The following is an 18,890-nucleotide window of genomic DNA, read 5'->3' as shown; positions in this document are numbered from 1 at the left end:
CCTTTCTAAATTAATTTTCTTTTAATTGTTAAATCTTTAATAACAATATTATTTGTATCATTTGAAATTGAGCCATCTTGCTTAATTGTTATTCTTTTATAAGAATTATCTGCTAAAAATGAAAATATTGATTTTTGTGATATTGTTTCAAAATAATATGTTATAAATTTATTAGCAGATGCATAATCTGTTATTGAAATTGATATTTTATAAAAATATTTTGTTAAATCATAATCTGGAATTTTAAATGTTAATTTTTCGTTTGCTTCTGGATAATTAATTAATTCTCAATCATTACCAGTATTAATAGATATATCACCATTCCCCAATAATGAATTACCATTAATAGTTTTAATATTTGTACCACTTATTAATTTATCTTGTTTTAAATCTGAAACTTCAATCTCATCATTATCATTTTTAATGATAGTTTTATTATCAATTTTTATATCAGTACCACTACTTTGTTTTGCTTTTCAGACATTATTTTCATAATAAATCGTATTATTATCAAAGGGAACTATTAATTTAATATACTCATTATAATCAATTTTAGAAAAATCATTAATAGTAGGATAAGTAATATTTATTGAATTATCAGTTTGTAATCGTTCTTTTAATCAAAATAATAATGTTGGATAAAAAGTTTTTTTACTAATATGCTTATATTCTTCTTCTCATGGATGAGCATAATTATCTAAACTATAATTATAAGGTCTAGATACTGTTTTACTAGATATAATATCAATAATTTCACCTGCTAATTTTAAAGCATTTTTAACATCACGAGTAATATTTTCATTTGCTTCTGGGTCATTAGTTTGTGAATAAGCAACTCCACCTTGTGAAAATGAAGCACTACCAGTTAAATCATTAACTCCTTTTGGTAAATATCAATTTATAACTGCTAATAAACAAGCAGATTGAATATAACTTAATCATTTATCATATTCAATTAAACCAGTATTATCTTTTTTTACTCAAGGAAACAAATCTTTTTTATTAATTTTATCTGAAATTGTTCCACCTGATAATCTATCCATTCATAAACTAGTTTTTAAAATAGCATTATAAATTAAATTATCATTATAAGCAGATTGTTTACGATCATTAATAGGTTGTCAAAGTTTACTTGCTTTAACATCTTCAACTGTTATAAATAACAAATTACTTAAATTATTTTCCATATAAAACACCCCTTAATTGATTACGATATTTATTTTTTAAATTATTTGGTTTATAACTATTAACCTTTCTTTTGGTTTTATTAATTGCTTTAATAGATTTATTAACCTGATAAAATTTATTTTTAACTGGTGTTTTATATAAATTCTTAATATTTTTAACATCACTTCGGCGTTCTCGATATCATTTTTTATTATTAATTTCACCAGCAAAATTAAAATTAAAATGTCCAATCTTTAAATTATTAATAAACTTTTTAATTTGTTGTAATTTTTGAACTGTTGGTAATGTTAATTTAGTAGTTCCTTTGGGATATTTTTCTTTTAATGCTTGTGGTAATCGTTTTTTAATATAATTTCTTAAATGACTAGGTAATCATTTTCTTAATCAATAACGCCAAAATAAAGTCCCTGCATTAGAAACAGCATTACTTAATAATTTTCATATTTCAACTGGAACACTAGGATAAACATATGGACCATAAAATTTTGGATGTTTTGCTGTTTTTGTATATATTAAAATAGTTAAATTACCTGTTAAAGTTAACTTATTTGTAATATTAAACATACCACTATCAAGTCAACTACTATTTAAAGGCTGTCAATTAGTATTTAGATAATTTTCATTTTTAAATTGTTCTCTATTTTGAATATTATTATCTTTTTCTAATTGACTTAATATTTGTTGTATTTCTTTTTTATGACCTTTTTTAATTAAATCTAAATAAGTAAAAGGATTTAATCATTGATAAATATCTTCAACTTTACTTGTAATTTTATTATATTTATCAGTAATATAATTAATTGGTTTTAATATTTTATTTTGAACTTGATTAACTCTATTAATTAAATTTACAAATTTACTTATTAAAGGTTTATTTTCTAAATTAGATACTAATAAAGTTAAAACGCGTAATATTAGTAAATTCATTGTTTATTAAGAATTTTTAATTACAACATCAATGGGGTTTGTTTGACCAGTAGCATTGTTTTTACCTTCAATTTGAACTTCAACAGTTTTGTCATTTTTAATATTAATTGGTCAATCTTCACCCTTAGCTTCAATAAAGTAATCATAATCATTTTCTGTTAAAAAATTATTTACCGCTTTTACTGATTTTAAAACAACATCTTTAAATTGTGGTTTTAATTGTTCTGCTGTTGTTTGAGTTGGATCGTCAACATGAATAGTTGGTTTATCTAATTTATTAATCCCACTAATATCAATTTTATTTGATGATGGAATTACATAATCAACAGGAACTCTAAATGTTTTATTAAGATTACTTTTAGCAGTATTAATTTCATCTTGGGTTGGCGCTTTTTCTAAAATAATTTTACATGTTTTTGGATATAAAATTGTTGGTGTTGCATATTGTACTTTACCAATTCATTTAGGGTTAGCAGTATCATTATCTAAAACTTGTTGAATAGTATCCATATTAATTGGATAAGCTCATACTTGTTTATTAATAATTAAACCATTTACATTAGTAAAATTATAACCTTTATCACGGTTAACTTGTCCTTTTGTATATGTTTTTTCTAAATGAAAACTTTTAGATACAGGAATACCCATTGCGGTATTTTCATATAATTCACCATTAACCATTGCTTTTAATTGGGCTTGTGAACCAATCACTTTTAAATACGCAGGTGTTAATCCTAAATAGGCTCTACGACCTAAAACCATAAACATTTTATCAGTTGGCAATCCAAAATATAAATTACTAATTTGATTTGTTAATTCAATCAAAGTTTCATTTAATGTAAAGAATGCCTTATTTGCATCATCAGCATTTTCTGCTGTATAACTACGAAATGGAATTACTTCATATTGACCATCTGCTAAACAATAATCATAAATAGCCTGAATTAATTCACATTCTAAATTAACAAATTTATTTTGTACAACACTAGAAATAGCATCAGCAATAACACCATTTTTAATATTTTGTTCTATTAATGCTAAGTCAAAAGCCTCATTCATTAATTTTAAATTAAATCTCTTATCAATCGGAACTGGAATTCTTGTTAATCCCATTGTTTGAGTTGCCCCACCATTTGGTAATGAATAATCATCTTGTCATACCACACGATGAGTTAAATTATATAGTGCTTGTCCTGCATTAGGTAATCAAGCAACTTGTTCTGCGGTTGCAGTAGCATACTGCATAATACTTGCATATTCATTATATAAAGGTCCACGCAATAAAGCATTAACCATATCAACATAGGCTTTTTGACCTGTTGTGTTACCTTGTAATGTAAAAGGTACTTGTGGCAAATTAATTGTTGCCATAATTTCACTCCCTTATTATCTAAGGTTTTTAAGTGTATAATCAGTTAATTTTTTAATTTCTTCTGGAGTATATGCTCCTTTTTCTTTAATAGTTTCAATTTCATCATTTTTATTTTCAACCGATTTTTCAATCATATCTTTAATAAAATTAGTTGGTGAAACTGATGGTTGTTCTTCAACAAACAAATCAGGTTTTAATTCTTTTAAAGTTTGCATTTTTTCAGATAAAGAACTACCACTAACTTTTTCTAAATTAATTTTAATATCTTCAATTTTAGTCGATGGAACATCTTTAAAAGCTTTTAATTCATCTAATTCATTAGATAATTTAATAAAGTCTTCTTTGGATATAACATCTTCGCGTTTTTGCACACTTTCTCTAATTTGCTTTGCTTCATTATTAAACTGATTTAAGATATTTTCTGCAATCTCTTCACTTAAACCTTGTTCTATTAATTGTTCTTTTGTAAGTGCCATTTTATAAACTCCTCTTTTTTTATTCTTGTTCGATTAACAAGTCAGCATAAACTCTTTTTTATGGAAAAAGATTAAAACGTAATTTAATTATATACCAATAGTTTATAAATACAATATATTTTGTATATATAAATCTAAACTTAATATCTTTGTTTGCTAATTTAGACCTTAAAACGCGTAATAAGAGGTATTTAACAAGATAAAATTTTAAATAATTAGTTAATTTTGATTGCATATATATATATATATATATATACTGAAAGTAGATCTTGATAAAAAGTTTCAAGATTAAGAAAAGGAGAAATACAAGTAATGAAAAAATTACTAAGTTTATTAAGTGTATTAACAATTAGTGGAACTGCTGTACCAACAACAATTGCCGCTAGTCCTTATCAAAATCATGAACAAAAAAGTAATGACGTATTTGAAAAATGATATAAATTTTTAGAGCATGATGAATTAAAATTAAAATTATCATCAGATACTGCTTTTAAAATTATTTATCAATTTGAACCAGATAGCAAAGCAGATTTTTTAAGTCAAACTATGGTATTAATATCTAATTTACCAAAATCAGATCATAGCGGAGCTGGCGGTTCTATAAATAAAGAAGATATAAAAATAATGGCAAATTTCATTTGAGAACATTTTTCTCAATTTCATGAAATTTGAAAAAATTTAAAACAAGAACAATCAATTATTATTAAAACAAATACTATTGTATATTGAGATAGTGAAAGTCCAAATAATAGTATTTATCTTAATTAAAGAAAGAAGGTTATAAATATGAAAAAATTAATAAGTATTTTAGGAGCAGTTACAATCACAAGTAGTGCTATACCAACTGTAATTGCTGCTGCACCATATCAATCAGAAGAAAAAGTATTAAAACGTAATAAAAGATGAGGCGAAGTTCAATGAATTCAAATTGCACAACAATGACGTAATGCTGAACTAGCATATCAAAGAGCGGGTGAAGATTTTCAAAGAAATCAAAATCATACAGCCTTTAGTCAAGCTCAACAACGTTTCTTACAAGCTCAACAATCATTTAATAATTCAAAAAATGAATGACAACAGGGTTTAACACAATGAGTAAATCAACTGGCACAAGAACGTAATCAACAATGATGAAATAATATTAAATCAGAACAAGCAACTCAATCTGAAATACAGTGAGTTACTAATAAAACAATGGCCTTAGCATTAAAATTAGGTACAAGTAATGTAAATAAAAATAAAATAGGTGAAATTATTCGAAAAAAAAATAATTGTAATTCTGAAGTATCAAAAGCAGCTATAAATGGTGCTGTTGGTGGAGCAGTTGGAGGTGCGATTACATCATCTCCTTCAGCCGTAACTGTTGGAGCTTCTTCAGCAGTTGCAGGGGCTCTTGCAGGAAGTGTTATTCCAGGTATTGGTACTATAGCTGGTGCTATTTTTGGAGGTATAGTTGGATTTTTTGGAACTATTTTTGGTGGAGCTGCTTCTGGAGCAGCAGTAGGTGCAATTAGTGGAGCTGCCGGCGCTGCAGCTGCTGAATGTTCATAAAAATAAAAAATTAGATTTATAAAAATAAATAGAAATAAATTATTTATTTCTATTTTTAATTAAATTAACAAATTTTTCAAAAAATAGGAGAAATAAATATGAAAAAAATATTAAGTATAATAGGTACAATATCATTAATTGGAACAAGTACAACAAGTTTAGTTGCTTGTAATAAACCACAAGAATATACAAAAGAGCAATTAGAACAATTAAAAAAAGAAAACCAAATAAATACAACAAATGAAACTATTAAAAACAATTTAGAATGAATAGCACCACAAGAAAAACCATTTAATGAGGTTGATAATAAATGATATTATGTCGTATGGCGTGGTGACAAAAATGATAAATGAAAAATTGTTAAATTTAAGCATTCTGATTACTTACATAATACTAAATATATTGAAAATAATATAAGTTTAAAAATAGGAAAAAGGGGGGTAAGTGAAAGTATATCAATTTTTCCATATGATTTAGTTGTTTTTAAACCAGCTTTTTATTACTATTGATTAGAAGATAATGGCACTTATTTTAAATCAGTTTATCGTTGAAGTGGTGAAGAACATAAATTACCTAATTTAAATATTGATGAAGATGGTAATGTAAAAGTTAAAGAATAATATAAAAAGAGATTTTTAAAAATCTCTTTTTTATTTTTATCTTGGTTTAAATGTAATTTTAACAGCACTATTACTATTATTTCTAATACCCAATACATTTGGATTATTAATATCTAATGTAATATCTTTATCATTACCAAAATATTTTGGTTTTCTATAAGCATCCATATAATAAAACTGTAAAAGTGGCAATATTACTTTTGTAAATCTAATTTTTAATTTCATATTATTTGTATAATACGCCTGTAAATATGTTTCCCTGATTTTATTATTAACTCCATATTTAGGTAAAAATGTTGTTTGTAATAAAAATTTTACACTATTAATAGTTGATGTTTCATATATGGTGGAATACCCTTTAAAAGGTAACCCATTAGTATAAGCAGTAGTATATATTGTTTTGGTATCATTTATTTTTATATTATCAGTATATAAACTTATTGTATTATCAAAATTAATTTTATCAGTTTGTGATAAACCAATGTTTTTTAAAGTTATATTTTTTAATGAAAATAAATTATTGCTACAATCATCAGTTCCGCCAAATATATTAATATTTCTATTAGGAATAAAATTTTCTATATTTGGTAATCCACATTCAACTTGTAAATTACTTAGATTACTTATTTCAATAGTTTTATAAGCATCTTGGAATTTACTTATACTTTGAATTGTTGGGTCAATTTGTTTTAAATCAATTTCAGTTTCATAATAACCTGTATATTCTTCTGTATCATCAAATATATTAACCATAAACATAGTTGCTATTTGAGTATCAGTTATTTTACATTGTGGTTGCGCAGTAATTTTTGTTAATAATGGTAGTACTACATCGGAAGGCATAATATCTTTTGTATAAGTTTTATAGTTGTATGGAACTGGGGGTAATACATACTCAGGATAATTAAATGTCGGTATTTCATAGTCATGTGGTAATAAGAAACTAGTTTTATAATTAGTTGTCATATCACGTAAATAATTATTTAACACACTTTTTGTTTTACCACGAAAACTTCATACTGATAAGCGTAAATAATCTTCTTCATTATTAGTATATGGGTTATCAGCATAAAAGATAATTTCAAAATTACCTTTATATAATGCTTGAATTGAAAACATATCAATTATATAACTACAATTTGTACCATCTGGTGTTTGTAAGAATTCTAAATCATTATCTAACTCACTATTACTTACTGGTGTTTGGGCATCTACTGCTTTGGTTTGTTCATTAATTAAATAAACTCGGTTAGTTTTTTCATTTAATTGTTTTAAATTATATGTTGAATAAACTAATTCACTTGTTTTTTTACCATCTTTAGTTAAAACTGTACCTTTTAATTTGTCTGTTAATAAAGTAGTAAAACCCAAACTAGTAGCATTTGCTCCAAAAATAGCACCAACTTTATCATTTCCTTGTTCTCTAAATATTTCAAATGGTAAATAACCTTTACCTTTTGATTTTTCAGACCAAAAGGCATCATTATAAAAACTATAAATATATTAGCACTCATAAAACCATTAAGTCATTGAAAATTAGGTCAAGTTTTTTCATCTTGGTTAATTACTCACCCTCATGGAATACCAAATGAAATAAAGTTTAAGAATTTACCAACTCCACCCGGTATCGTAAAAGGGTTAAAAACTAATTTTTGCGTATAGTTTAAAGGTAATACTGTAATTTGGCGATTAATAAAATTATTCATATTTAAAATATCTCAAACATTACAAGAACCCATTTTATTATATTAAATTTGAACTTGACCAACAGTATTACCAAATTCATCTTTTCTTCTAAAATATGATGAGGCTTGGGTACTAATTATATTATTAACATCTTCATTATTTACTTTTATTTTATCTGGTGGAGTAATCATTCAATTTTTAGACCAATAAAATTTAGAGTCATTATTTTCTTTATGAATAGTTGTTCCAACACTAGGATTTGTTGCAGTTGAACTTGCTTTATCAGTTATTACAATTCCTTCACTATTTTTTTGATTTCAAAAGTCATATCTACTTTCCATATCTTTTTTTCAATCTTCATAACCAGTTATCATAGTTGGTTGAATCCCTTGAATGTTATATCAACTTACTTCAGGTGATGCATAAGTATTTATTTTATCAGGTGGTGCAGGATACATGTTATACATTAATAAGTCTCTTGAATTCATTACTTTTTTATTAAATTGACCTTTAATAATTGGTCGCCCAATTACTGGCATATCAAAAAAGATAGGATTACCATAAAATTTAACTGCCATTGCTCTAACCCCTGGGTCTTTTAATAAAACTTCATCTAATTCAATAGTGTATGTATTTGTTTTTTCATTATAAGTTATTTTAGGAAAACAATAACCCTCGCCCGGGGCGCTGGTCTGAATAAATTGTCTTACTGATAAACCACTATTACTAATTTTGTCATTAATACTTGAAAAGGTAATTTCTTGTCATAAAAAACTACCATCATAAGGTGAATAATAATTAATAACATTTGATGGATATAATCATTGTCTATCTTGTGGTGCAGAATTAATATCACCACCACCAATATTTAAACCACGATCATTAAATACAGTATAAAAATTATAATAATCATTAATATTTAATTTATTTACATCTTCATCTAAAATTAATAAAGTATATTGTCTTTCAGTTGATTGTTGAGTAAATACTTGTTCAAATTTAGCCTCACCAAATTGAATTGAACTTCTATCATCAATCATATAAGCATCTCAATATTTACCAACCTTAACTTCTTTTGTATAAAAATTATCGGCTTTATTATCATTATTAATAAAATAACTTAATTTATATTGATTTAAGTATGCCAGCATTCTATTAATATCATAAATATTTTCACCATCAATTAATTTTCAATAAATATTATTATTTTCATCTTTTAATTTTATAGCAAAAGGTGTTTCATTATTTGCTCATATTGTTGAATTAACTGGTTGTTTATTAAAATCATCAACTGTTAAAATATTAATTTCTTCACCTTTATATTTTTGGACTATTTTTAAACTATCTTGTCATTGTGCAATAGTACTTTCCATATTATCAAATATGCGTGAATAACTACCATAATCACTTGGTTTAGCATTATTAGGTTTTCAACCTGTTTCAGTATCAGGAATATATGAACTATAAACATTAAAAGGAAATACCATTCAATGGCGATTGTCTTTTATGTTTTCTCTAATATCTATTAAAGTATCATGGGCTTGTCTTCGTAATTCTTCGATAACCCCTGGGTTAATTCTACTCATTTTTTAATTCTCCTTAATTTCTGTTCTACCTTGTAAGGCATTTTGATTATTACCAGTTTCATCATATTCCATTAATTTATTATTATGTTCTATTTCTTTGGCTTGCATTTTATCTTGTCATGCTTCTATTTTTTCTAAATATTTTGCTGCTTCTAATTCATCAATATTTTCATATTCAGTAATTGCTCTTATTGGTTCCATTGTGCCATTATCTAATCTAGCAGTAATTAATTCATTTTGTCGCATTTGATCTACTAAACTAGCACTAACAAAATCAAAACCATAAGGTCTTTCACCAGTACCATCTCATAAACCGTAATATTTTAAAACGGTATCAAACACTTTTGTATAATATTGCTTACGATATGCTTGTAAATATGCTTGTTTTTCTAAATCTTTGGTTTTAGTTAATAAAGATTGTGTTTTATTTTGGTCATTATCTGATTTATCACCAAAAGGACTAGAAAAATGACATGCTAAATATACTTGTTCAATAATTGCTTTTTGGTCTTCCGTATATGTTTCTAAGGTTGGTGTTCCTTGTACTACTTGTAAAGATTGAGATAATTGACCATCTACGGCTGATTGACCTGATTGAATAAAAATATCATCAAAAGCATCTTGTAATACTTTTTTATTACCTTTGTTATAAGCAGTCATTAAATCATCATCTAATATTCCATATCAATGAGTACGATTTGCTCATCTTTCTTTTGATTTAATATTAAAACTATCTTCTAAATCAAATTGTAATTTATAACAATTTGCCATTGTAGGTCATAGGTTTAATGTAGTTGATGTAGATAAAAATAAGGGGTTAGGTTCATTAATCATTTCTCAAAAAGGAACTATGCCTAATTTATTTTTAAATTCTTGTACTAAAACAGGTTTAACATCATCTTTAATTTGTGTTTTACTTTGTCCAACAACTACTTCATTATTTTTAGGTCAACCTTTTATAACTATTTTATCTTTGGTACAAATTAAATTTAAAATAAAACCACTATCTGATTGATGATAATTTAATCAAATATCAGCACCTTGTTCAATTTCGTTTATTTTACTTACACGAGATGTAAAGTTAAAAGGGTTAATTCATAAATCAATATTGCCGTCATTAGTCTCTAATAAACCAAAGATAGTTTTACCCATTAAACTTGCTGTTAATTCATTTTTATCTAATTTTTCTTTTATTTTATAAGTTTCATATCATCAATTTAATTTTTCTAAAATGTCTTTACGATGAGACTTAAATAAAATATCTTTACCATTAACTAATCGCATTTGATGGCGAGCAATAATATTGGCTAAATTAATAGTTCAATCATAATTATAAAATTTTAAAACACTATTAATATCATTTAAGTTTGGTAAACTAGGAAAAGTATTATTCATTGTTATTTTGCTCCTTTAATTTTAAAATAAGTGCATAATTAATAATATTTACTGTTAATAAACTAGGTTCATTTGCTAAAACTTGTACACATACTTTAACTTTTTGATATTTCTTAATATATTCGTTATATAAATTTAATTTACATATTGCGATATTATCTTTATTTAATTCTTGACAAAGTCTTTTTTTAACTTGTCCACAAACAGACATATATGGTCTTTTTGCATTAATTACTCTTTCATCGTGTATTACATAAATATCTTTTTTCATTAAGTTATTCACTCCCTTTGTTGTCATAATTTATAATCTGCTGAACTATTATGTTTAACCATTGGTACTAATTCAAAGTGTAAAGCATAAAAATCACTATCAAATGTGTCATCATATAAATCTAACATTCGTTCTTCTCTTGCATCGGGCTTATCTTCTCATTGAATTAATTCATATTGGGTTTTACTTACAGGACATTTTTCTCATAATCATTTTAATTGATTAGTATTTATTAACATTGTAAATGCCTCAATACGATGTTTTATTTTAAACTTCTGCTTTTGTGCTGGTTTAAAATTTATGTATTGACCAAAAGTATAATTATATTTCTCTCGGTTTAAACTTTCTAATGTTGCATAAGCACTGTCATCAACATTAATTGATATTCCTTGTTGTATTAAATTAAAGTATTGGTTTAATTGATTGTTGTAAAACTCTAAAATATCTTTAACTTGTTCTAATGGTCCTTTAAATTGTTGCGTAGCATTTGAGTGTGCATATTCTGCTACTTTATAGGCTTTTTTATCAAATGAATTATATATTCAAAAACTCGCTGCTGTTGTATGCCCTTTGGGGCTAGTAGAGTTTGCTAAGTCAACACCACCTAATAATTTAGTTGGTTGAATAATATCTGTTGCTTGCATAATATCAATATATCTTGCAAAAATTGAACCACTAGTATTACCAGGCAATCCTCAACTCCATACTCTTGCTCTTTCAATATCTAATTGTTCTAATCTTAATTGTTCATTAACTTTATTTTGTGGTAATTCATAATTAAGTCTTCAACTAGAATAATGAATAATAATTTTCATATTTCATTTTTCGATATAATTAATTTGTTCATATTTACTACGCATTATTTCTTCATTAAAAGGCATTAATTCATTACAATAACCAACAATATATCTTTTTAAACTTTCAGGGTTACATGTATTAATTGTTATTTTATTTTGATACCCACGAATAGCAAATTCTAAATCACTTAAATCTTTTTGTTGAAATTGGTCACATTCTTCTCTTCAATCAATTACTAATTTATATTTATTCAAATCAGCAAAAGCTTTTAATTTTTCTTTCCGGCTTGGTGAATGTAAACCTTTACAATATATTTTGCTACCATTTGATAAAGTAAAAGTAAAATTTGATAAGTTAATAGTATAAGGAATATGATTTTCATCTAACATATTTCAGATATTTTGAAATACACTATCTTTTAAATCCTTACTTCAATACATACTAGCAATGATACAAATTGGTTCTTTAATTAATAAACTAATTTTTAATAATTCACCAAACATTTTAATATTTGAAATAGTCTTACCACTATATCGTGTTCCAATTTGATTAATTTCATTAACTAATTCATATTTTTTAGCAAAGGGATATTTATTACCAATACTACTATTTTGTAATAATCAATAAGGAGTTTCTAACAAATAAGTAAAATGATTAAGCATTATTATCACTTTCTTTTTTAATATCTCTAATATCCGTTTGTAAATTAACAATTATTGGTTGTTGATTATTTAAGTTTAATTCTTGTTCTAACTGTTTTTCTTGCAGTGAATATTTATAATTAAATGCTCGTTGTCAATATAATTTAGCACCATCAGGTGATTTCATCATAAAGTTAATTATTTCACTTTCAATTCTATCAACTTGTTTTTCAAGTAAAGGAACTATCTTTTCGCTCTTGTAAGTTTCGTGCTTTCATCTGTTAGAAAGATTGAATTCATTGGTTAAATCATTCAAAGTATATGGTTTATTGGGTGATTTATTTTCTCAAAATTGCTCTATTTTACGATAAAAAGTTGCCAAACTTGCTTTATTTGGATTAAATTCTTTCATTTTTTACTCCTTTTTGCATATTAAAATTGCTATTATTTAATGAATATGATTAAATAAAAGAGTAAATAAAAACTATGAAAGAACCATCGCGGTTCTTTTTATTATTTATATTTTACATCAAAATAAAAAAAAGTAAATTACTTCTTTAATTTTGTCGAAAACTCTTGATGAAATAAAAAAAATCATCAATATGACAATTTGAAAACTAATTTTGTGTAAGATTATGATTTTGCTTTAAATTTTTTAAACGTTAAAATATAATACCGTTGATTGTTGGTTTGGTGTTAAACCTTTGTGTTGGTATTTTCATTTTCAGAGCTTTAAATAATTTTGAATATTAGTGAAACCCAAACCATGATAATGAATTAAGGCTTCTTTAAGACTGGATTGTAATTTACTAATCTTATTTAACTTTTGATAACTAGTATCAGGGTTTGTACTAGTTTTGGTGGAATATAGAGTAGAATTTGTTTGTTTTGCTACTAATAAATATAGTGGTTGCATATCAGAAATAATTATTGATTTTTCTTTAATTAGTTGCTTATTCATATTTTCAATAATCCATTGTTTTTGTAATCTTTTGGTATTGGTGGATTGAACAAAAATATTATTATTGCTATCAACTGCCATTTGAATACAGCATTTGGTATCAGTTGAAAATGGATCGAGATGAGTTTTTCGTTTATCAAATTTATCTTTAAAATTGCCTTTATGAATTTCTTTAATAAATGTTTCATCCATTTGGATTTGACCATTTAATTTTTTAAATTTTAACTGTGTATTTTCTAATTGTTTTGATTGCATTAATTTTTGTCGATTATATCAAGCGGTTTTTGGGGTTGTTTTAATAAAACGAGAAATTATTTTACTAGATTGTCCTAACAATGAAATTTGAATTAATAAATTTCACTGTTCATAATTTAAATGACTTCAATAAGTAAAATGATGACGAAATGCATCAAAACTAGCACGACATTTTTTACATAAATATTTTTGTTTTCCTTCGGAATTATGACCATTTTTAACACAATGAAAAGATTTGCAATTAGGACATATAATGCCTTTATCTCTAAATTTTTGATCAATTTCATTTAAACGTTTTTGTTTTTTAATTAAGTCTGCTTGTTGTTTTATTTTTTCATAAAATTCTAAAAATTGATCATCTGTTAAGCTATTTATTAATTCTGTAATTATTTTTTTCATCATTTATTTACCTCTATATATTAAAAATATACCTAATTTTAGGTATATTTTATAAATATCAAGAGTTTTCGACAAAATTAAAGAATTACTTTACTTTTTATTTTAGTATACAAGCATATAGAGATAAATTGGAGCTTGTTACAATATAATTATATAATTAATAATATATTTGTCAATAATTTTAATTTAAAAAAATGTGAAAATTTATCTTTTTTATAAATTTAATGTATAACTATTTTTATAAAAGAATTGGAGGAAATATAGAGTAATGAAAGATTATACACATGTAAAATATGATGAACGAAGATTTTTTAAGGATTTATTTTTATCTGATAGTTGCAAAAAGAAAAATGGCACACTTAATTTATCTGAAATATCAAGACAAACAGGAAGAGATATTAATACTGTTAAAAGAGAAATTAATAGATTTACAAATATAGAAGATTATAATGCCCGTGAGGCACATGATGATTATTATAAAAAACGACAAAAGTGTATTAAAAAAATACCTACATTTACAGAAGAACAACAAGAATTTTTAAATTTACGATTTAATATTTTGGGTGATTCACCAGCAGAAATTATTCAGCGATTTTTAATAAAATTTGGTATCAAATTTCCTGCCTGTCTTAAAACATTTTATAAATGAATTTTTTTAGGTCTTTTGGGTTTGTTAAAGAAAAATTTATTAAATGGTGGTAGAAGAAATAGAACAAAGAAAAGACCTGATAATCGTGGGAAATTAGATGAAAGATTTAAATCAATATGAGATATTGAAAATAAAGAAACAGATGTTGGTTGATTTGAAATGGATACCGTAGTTGGAAAAGAACATCAATCTAGTTGTTTAGTTTTGACAGAGAAATCAAGTAAAAAATACTTTGCTATGAAATTAGAAGAACATACTGCTAATGAAGTTTTAGAAAAACTTAAACATATAGTTAGAATTAATGGTTTAGTTGGAAAAATTAAAGGAATAATAACCGATAGAGGAAAAGAATTTAGTAAGTTTGAAGAAATGGAAAAGATTACTGGTTCTAATGTTTATTTTTGTGACCCTGCTTCGCCTAATCAAAAACCATTAATTGAAAGACTAAACCGTGAATTTAGAAAACGATATGGTAGGGGGACAGATTTTAATCTTGTTACGCAACAAGAAATAGATTTAGTAGTCGATATTATAAATGAAAAATTAAGGCCTGTTCTTAATTGAAGAACTTCAAAAGAAGTATTTTTAGAGAATTTTAGATAAGTTTATTTGAAAAATTTAATAAATTATTTTTCAGTGTGTTTAAATATGCCAAAAATAGGGTAAATTTAAAAATAATTTATTTTTTTAAAAAAATAGTTGCACTTCTTTTAAAAAGTGTTATTATTAAAATAACAAGAGATAAATTTGGAGCTTAGATTTACATAATACGTTACGTATAATGTACGATGAAGCTCCAAAAAACAACTCTTGTTAGGGTTGTTTTTTTATTTGAAATAAAAAATCCCTAAAAGGAGGTAATGATAATTAAACAACAAAAAATATGTGATGTTAATGATTGCTATAAAGCAGTATCATTCATTACCGAAGAATTTTTATCAAATAAAGTTTTATGAACTTGTGAAAAACATAAATATTTATTAAATAAAATAAAAGATAAAACACAAAAACAGTTTTATCAAAAACTAGAAAATTCAAAAATTATCTTTGATGATAAAACTGGTTCTTTTAAACTTTGATTTTATAAAACAACTTAATGCAGGGTGGAACAGTTATTTTAAATAACTAAGTGTTTTTTTCCACATAGGCGGTCTAGCCCAGCGGTAATCAGTCCGTAAATAATAGACGCTTTAACAAGCGATAGTCGTGATAAGTGCGGGGTCAACATCAAACGACAATAAATATTGAGATGGCCACTTTATAAATAAATTTGCGATAGATATTATCCCATTAGAGGATGACAGAGGTTTTAAAAACCACAAAGTCAGCATTAGGCTCTTCAAGGTGCAAGTGAATTTATTTTAAAAACTGAACGCTTTGACCTGAAATGGTGCGGATGAAGAGAGAGAATTCTCTGGCATTATCTTATAAAAACAACTGTCGATTATTAAACATTAAACAATAAAACATACCGCCACCGCTCACCCGCAGTGAAGCGGATGGCGTAGTAAATAAATAGATAAATACTTAATTATATAACTAACTCTCGCTTTGGCACTTTCACTTGGGAGTGAGTGCCAGCGAGTTAAAAATAGGAGGTAAATATGACAATCAAAAATCTAATATCAATATATATGTACAATGATTTTTGTATTAATATATTTGATAATAAAACAGGGCAAAAAGAAAATATTAATGATGATATTAATTTAATTAAAAATGAAGAAGCACATTTATTAAATCAAGAAATAACTTATTTTGATATTAAAGAACAAAAAGGAAGAAAATTAATAGAAATATTAATAGCAAAGAACGAGGTAAATTAGTATGTGAAAAGATGAAAATGGTTATGTTTATACTGAAGAAGATTTATTTAATATGGCATTAGAAGAATGTCATTCAGAAGAAAGTGCTTATGAATATATTGATAATTTAATTAATGAAATGGAATTAGAGGAAATTTAATTATGGCAGATTTAAAATTAAATAATGAAGTTAAAAATATTACGTATCCATTTTATTTAAAAGGAAATAATTTTAAAGAATTAAGTTTAAAAGCATTAACAATTAAAAAATGAATTGATGAAAATGGACAAGAATTAGCAGAATTTATATATCGACAACAAGCTTGATTAATAAATGGAGAATATAAATCACAATCACTAAAAGATTTAAAATTAGTAGTTTCAAAAATTGATTATATTTTTAGAGAACCATTAGAATTAATAAAATCTTTTAAAGATGAATTAAATTTTATTAGAAAAGATATTTTGAATTTAGAAAATAATATTAAGAATAATCATGATTCTTTAAAAAATAATGTTATTAATATTCAATTTCAAAAACAAAATGAAATTATTGAAACTCATAAAAAAGAACAATTTTTAGAAATTAAAAGTGTAGCAAAACAAGAGCAAGAATTAAAAATTATTACTAGTAATTTTCGGAAAGAAAAATTATTAATTAAAGATATTGAGGTTATTGGTATTAATGATGATTTTTTACAAAATGCTGATAAATTAGAACTTATTAATCTTATTAAAAATTATTTAGTTGTTGATGAACAAATTGTTAAAAATGAAATTAAAGATCAGTGAGATAGTAATAAAGATATTAATTTAATTGGGGTTAAAGGTATTAATTTTAAAATAAATAAAGGAGAAAAATAATATGGCAAATATTGTTGAATTTTTAAGAACAGATAAAGCAACAGAATGAATAAAAAGTAAATTTTCTAATGAAAATGAAATTGCAAGATTTAAAAGTAATATAGTTGCAATATCAAATAGTAATGAATTATTACAAAAAGCAGATCCAAAAACAATTATGACTGCTTGTTATCAAGGAGTTTTATTAAATTTACCAATGGAAAAACAATTTGGTTATGCTTATGTAGTTCCATATAATACTAAAATAACAAGAATTATTAACGGTCGCGAAATCCAAGAATGAATTAATCAAGCTCAATTTCAAATGGGTTATAAAGGTTATATTCAATTAGCACAAAGAAGTGGTCAATATTTAGATATGTCAGTATCAGATGTTAGAGAAAATGAATTAGTAAATTATGATCGTTTAAAAGGAACTAGTTTTAATTGAATTCAAAATGAAGATGAAAGAGAAAAATTACCAATTATTGGTTATGTAGCATATTTTAAAATGGTTAATGGTTTTGAAAAAACTTTATATATGACAAAAGAACAAATGGAAAATCATTTTATGAAATATTCTAAAACTTATGCTAAAAATAAATCATTTTATATTGCTAGTTTTGATGAAATGGCCCTTAAAACCGTATTAACATCATTATTAAGAAAATGAGGTATTATGTCAGTTGAATTACAACAAGCATATAAATCAGATCAAGCAGTTATTACAACTAATGATGAAAAGATTTATATTGATAATGATGCTACTTTCACCCAAAATAAGAGGCATATTAACGATGAAACTTTATCAAATAATATAAATTATAATACCCCACCTAATGATGAAATAGTGGAAATAAACGATAATGTAGTTAAAGAAGAAGATATTTCAAATTTAGTAAAAGCAGTTAATAATAATAACGATGAGGAATGAGCCACTTGATAAAAATAGGTATTGACCCATCAGGAACTGGTACTACTGCTATTGTTATATATGAAAATAATAAATTAATTAAACAAAATGAATTTACTAGTAAATATTGAAAAGAACATTATAAATTTATTGATGAATTTATAGATGAATATTTATATTCAGATTATTATGTAAAAAATAAAGGTGAACTTTTTCCAAAAGGATTAAATATTGAAGATTGTTTATATACATCTGCTAATGCTAGTAAAGATAGAGATGATTTATTAAGATTACTGGGTGCGATTGAAAATACTTGAGTTAGTTATAATTGGGTATCACCTAAACATACTAAATCAGTTGTTAAAAATATGGAAAATTTAAGTAAATATAATGATAGTTGTATATGAAAATTTGATAAAGATACTAATTTAACTTATCAATATGGTAAAGGTTGAAAATATAATAATGAAAAAATAAGTAATCATTTACGAGATGCCATTATTATTGCTAATTATGAAAGTTAATATTATGAAACATTCATATAATCAAAAAAC

The 18,890-nt window shown here is 24.8% G+C and carries 22 protein-coding genes; 10 read left to right on the top strand and 12 right to left on the bottom strand.

Annotated features, from left to right (window positions below):
- Positions 1-5 precede the first annotated feature (5 nt).
- Genes AACK91_RS00195 through AACK91_RS00180 form a run of 4 tightly spaced genes read right to left on the bottom strand, consistent with a single transcriptional unit; the run spans position 6 to position 3,963 of the window.
- Positions 6-1,187, bottom strand: a complete 1,182-nt coding sequence (locus AACK91_RS00195; RefSeq protein WP_338963225.1) for a hypothetical protein — start codon at positions 1,185-1,187, stop codon at positions 6-8.
- Entirely contained in the window at positions 1,177-2,115 is a 939-nt protein-coding gene (locus AACK91_RS00190; RefSeq protein WP_338963223.1) for a hypothetical protein, read from the bottom strand. Before AACK91_RS00190 ends, AACK91_RS00195 begins: the two co-directional genes overlap by 11 nt.
- Positions 2,116-2,121: 6 nt before the next feature.
- Entirely contained in the window at positions 2,122-3,486 is a 1,365-nt protein-coding gene (locus tag AACK91_RS00185) for a hypothetical protein (protein WP_338963221.1), read from the bottom strand.
- A 15-nt stretch (positions 3,487-3,501) separates the two neighbouring features.
- Positions 3,502-3,963 (bottom strand): hypothetical protein, encoded by a 462-nt coding sequence (locus tag AACK91_RS00180; protein WP_338963219.1) that lies wholly within the window; start codon positions 3,961-3,963, stop codon positions 3,502-3,504.
- A gap of 312 nt (positions 3,964-4,275) precedes the next feature.
- Here AACK91_RS00180 and AACK91_RS00175 point away from each other — a divergent pair, with 312 nt between their 5' ends.
- The 3 genes from AACK91_RS00175 to AACK91_RS00165 all read left to right on the top strand — a co-directional run bounded on the left by AACK91_RS00175 (position 4,276) and on the right by AACK91_RS00165 (position 6,134).
- A complete protein-coding gene (locus AACK91_RS00175; protein ID WP_338963217.1) occupies positions 4,276-4,731 on the top strand; it encodes a hypothetical protein in 456 nt (151 codons plus the stop codon).
- A gap of 18 nt (positions 4,732-4,749) precedes the next feature.
- Positions 4,750-5,514 (top strand): lipoprotein, encoded by a 765-nt coding sequence (locus tag AACK91_RS00170; RefSeq protein ID WP_338963215.1) that lies wholly within the window; start codon positions 4,750-4,752, stop codon positions 5,512-5,514.
- 98 nt (positions 5,515-5,612) lie between these two features.
- A complete protein-coding gene (locus AACK91_RS00165) occupies positions 5,613-6,134 on the top strand; it encodes a lipoprotein (RefSeq protein ID WP_338963213.1) in 522 nt (173 codons plus the stop codon).
- 36 nt (positions 6,135-6,170) lie between these two features.
- Here AACK91_RS00165 and AACK91_RS00160 read toward each other — a convergent pair whose 3' ends face one another.
- From AACK91_RS00160 to AACK91_RS00125, 8 genes are all read right to left on the bottom strand, one after another.
- On the bottom strand, positions 6,171-7,505 hold the full coding sequence (locus AACK91_RS00160) for a hypothetical protein (protein ID WP_338963211.1): 1,335 nt from the start codon (positions 7,503-7,505) through the stop codon (positions 6,171-6,173).
- Positions 7,484-7,873, bottom strand: coding sequence for a hypothetical protein (locus AACK91_RS00155; RefSeq protein ID WP_338963209.1), 390 nt, complete (start codon positions 7,871-7,873; stop codon positions 7,484-7,486). The genes AACK91_RS00160 and AACK91_RS00155 overlap by 22 nt, the downstream gene beginning before the upstream one ends.
- Before the next feature lie 9 nt (positions 7,874-7,882).
- Entirely contained in the window at positions 7,883-9,406 is a 1,524-nt protein-coding gene (locus AACK91_RS00150) for a hypothetical protein (RefSeq protein WP_338963207.1), read from the bottom strand.
- A gap of 3 nt (positions 9,407-9,409) precedes the next feature.
- A complete protein-coding gene (locus tag AACK91_RS00145) occupies positions 9,410-10,801 on the bottom strand; it encodes a hypothetical protein (RefSeq protein WP_338963205.1) in 1,392 nt (463 codons plus the stop codon).
- The gene (locus AACK91_RS00140) at positions 10,794-11,072 is read right to left on the bottom strand and encodes a hypothetical protein (RefSeq protein ID WP_338963203.1); all 279 of its coding nucleotides are present in this window, start codon (positions 11,070-11,072) and stop codon (positions 10,794-10,796) included. The genes AACK91_RS00145 and AACK91_RS00140 overlap by 8 nt, the downstream gene beginning before the upstream one ends.
- Positions 11,072-12,532 (bottom strand): PBSX family phage terminase large subunit, encoded by a 1,461-nt coding sequence (locus AACK91_RS00135; RefSeq protein WP_338963201.1) that lies wholly within the window; start codon positions 12,530-12,532, stop codon positions 11,072-11,074. Before AACK91_RS00135 ends, AACK91_RS00140 begins: the two co-directional genes overlap by 1 nt.
- A complete protein-coding gene (locus tag AACK91_RS00130; RefSeq protein WP_338963249.1) occupies positions 12,525-12,923 on the bottom strand; it encodes a hypothetical protein in 399 nt (132 codons plus the stop codon). The genes AACK91_RS00135 and AACK91_RS00130 overlap by 8 nt, the downstream gene beginning before the upstream one ends.
- Positions 12,924-13,166: 243 nt before the next feature.
- Entirely contained in the window at positions 13,167-14,129 is a 963-nt protein-coding gene (locus tag AACK91_RS00125) for an IS1/IS1595 family N-terminal zinc-binding domain-containing protein (RefSeq protein ID WP_338963247.1), read from the bottom strand.
- A gap of 265 nt (positions 14,130-14,394) precedes the next feature.
- On the opposite strand from AACK91_RS00125, the gene AACK91_RS00120 reads away from it, so the two are divergent.
- From AACK91_RS00120 to AACK91_RS00090, 7 genes are all read left to right on the top strand, one after another.
- Positions 14,395-15,378: an IS30 family transposase gene (locus AACK91_RS00120; RefSeq protein WP_338963245.1), complete on the top strand. Its 984-nt coding sequence runs from the start codon at positions 14,395-14,397 to the stop codon at positions 15,376-15,378.
- 257 nt (positions 15,379-15,635) lie between these two features.
- A complete protein-coding gene (locus AACK91_RS00115) occupies positions 15,636-15,872 on the top strand; it encodes a hypothetical protein (RefSeq protein WP_338963243.1) in 237 nt (78 codons plus the stop codon).
- 507 nt (positions 15,873-16,379) lie between these two features.
- Positions 16,380-16,601 (top strand): hypothetical protein, encoded by a 222-nt coding sequence (locus AACK91_RS00110; RefSeq protein WP_338963241.1) that lies wholly within the window; start codon positions 16,380-16,382, stop codon positions 16,599-16,601.
- Position 16,602: 1 nt separating this feature from the next.
- Complete coding sequence (locus AACK91_RS00105) at positions 16,603-16,740, top strand: hypothetical protein (protein WP_338963239.1); 138 nt, start codon at positions 16,603-16,605, stop codon at positions 16,738-16,740.
- Positions 16,741-16,742: 2 nt separating this feature from the next.
- Positions 16,743-17,444, top strand: coding sequence for a hypothetical protein (locus AACK91_RS00100; RefSeq protein ID WP_338963237.1), 702 nt, complete (start codon positions 16,743-16,745; stop codon positions 17,442-17,444).
- Position 17,445: 1 nt separating this feature from the next.
- A complete protein-coding gene (locus tag AACK91_RS00095) occupies positions 17,446-18,369 on the top strand; it encodes a recombinase RecT (protein WP_338963235.1) in 924 nt (307 codons plus the stop codon).
- On the top strand, positions 18,354-18,860 hold the full coding sequence (locus tag AACK91_RS00090) for a hypothetical protein (RefSeq protein WP_338963233.1): 507 nt from the start codon (positions 18,354-18,356) through the stop codon (positions 18,858-18,860). The genes AACK91_RS00095 and AACK91_RS00090 overlap by 16 nt, the downstream gene beginning before the upstream one ends.
- The last annotated feature ends 30 nt before the right edge of the window (positions 18,861-18,890 follow it).

It is taken from the genome of Spiroplasma endosymbiont of Sarcophaga carnaria, assembly GCF_964019595.1.
In the GTDB taxonomy this organism is placed as follows: Bacteria; Bacillota_I; Bacilli_A; order Mycoplasmatales; family Mycoplasmataceae; genus Spiroplasma; species Spiroplasma poulsonii.
The sequence above is the reverse complement of the archived record's forward strand: the minus strand, read 5'-3'. Positions and strand labels throughout refer to the sequence as shown.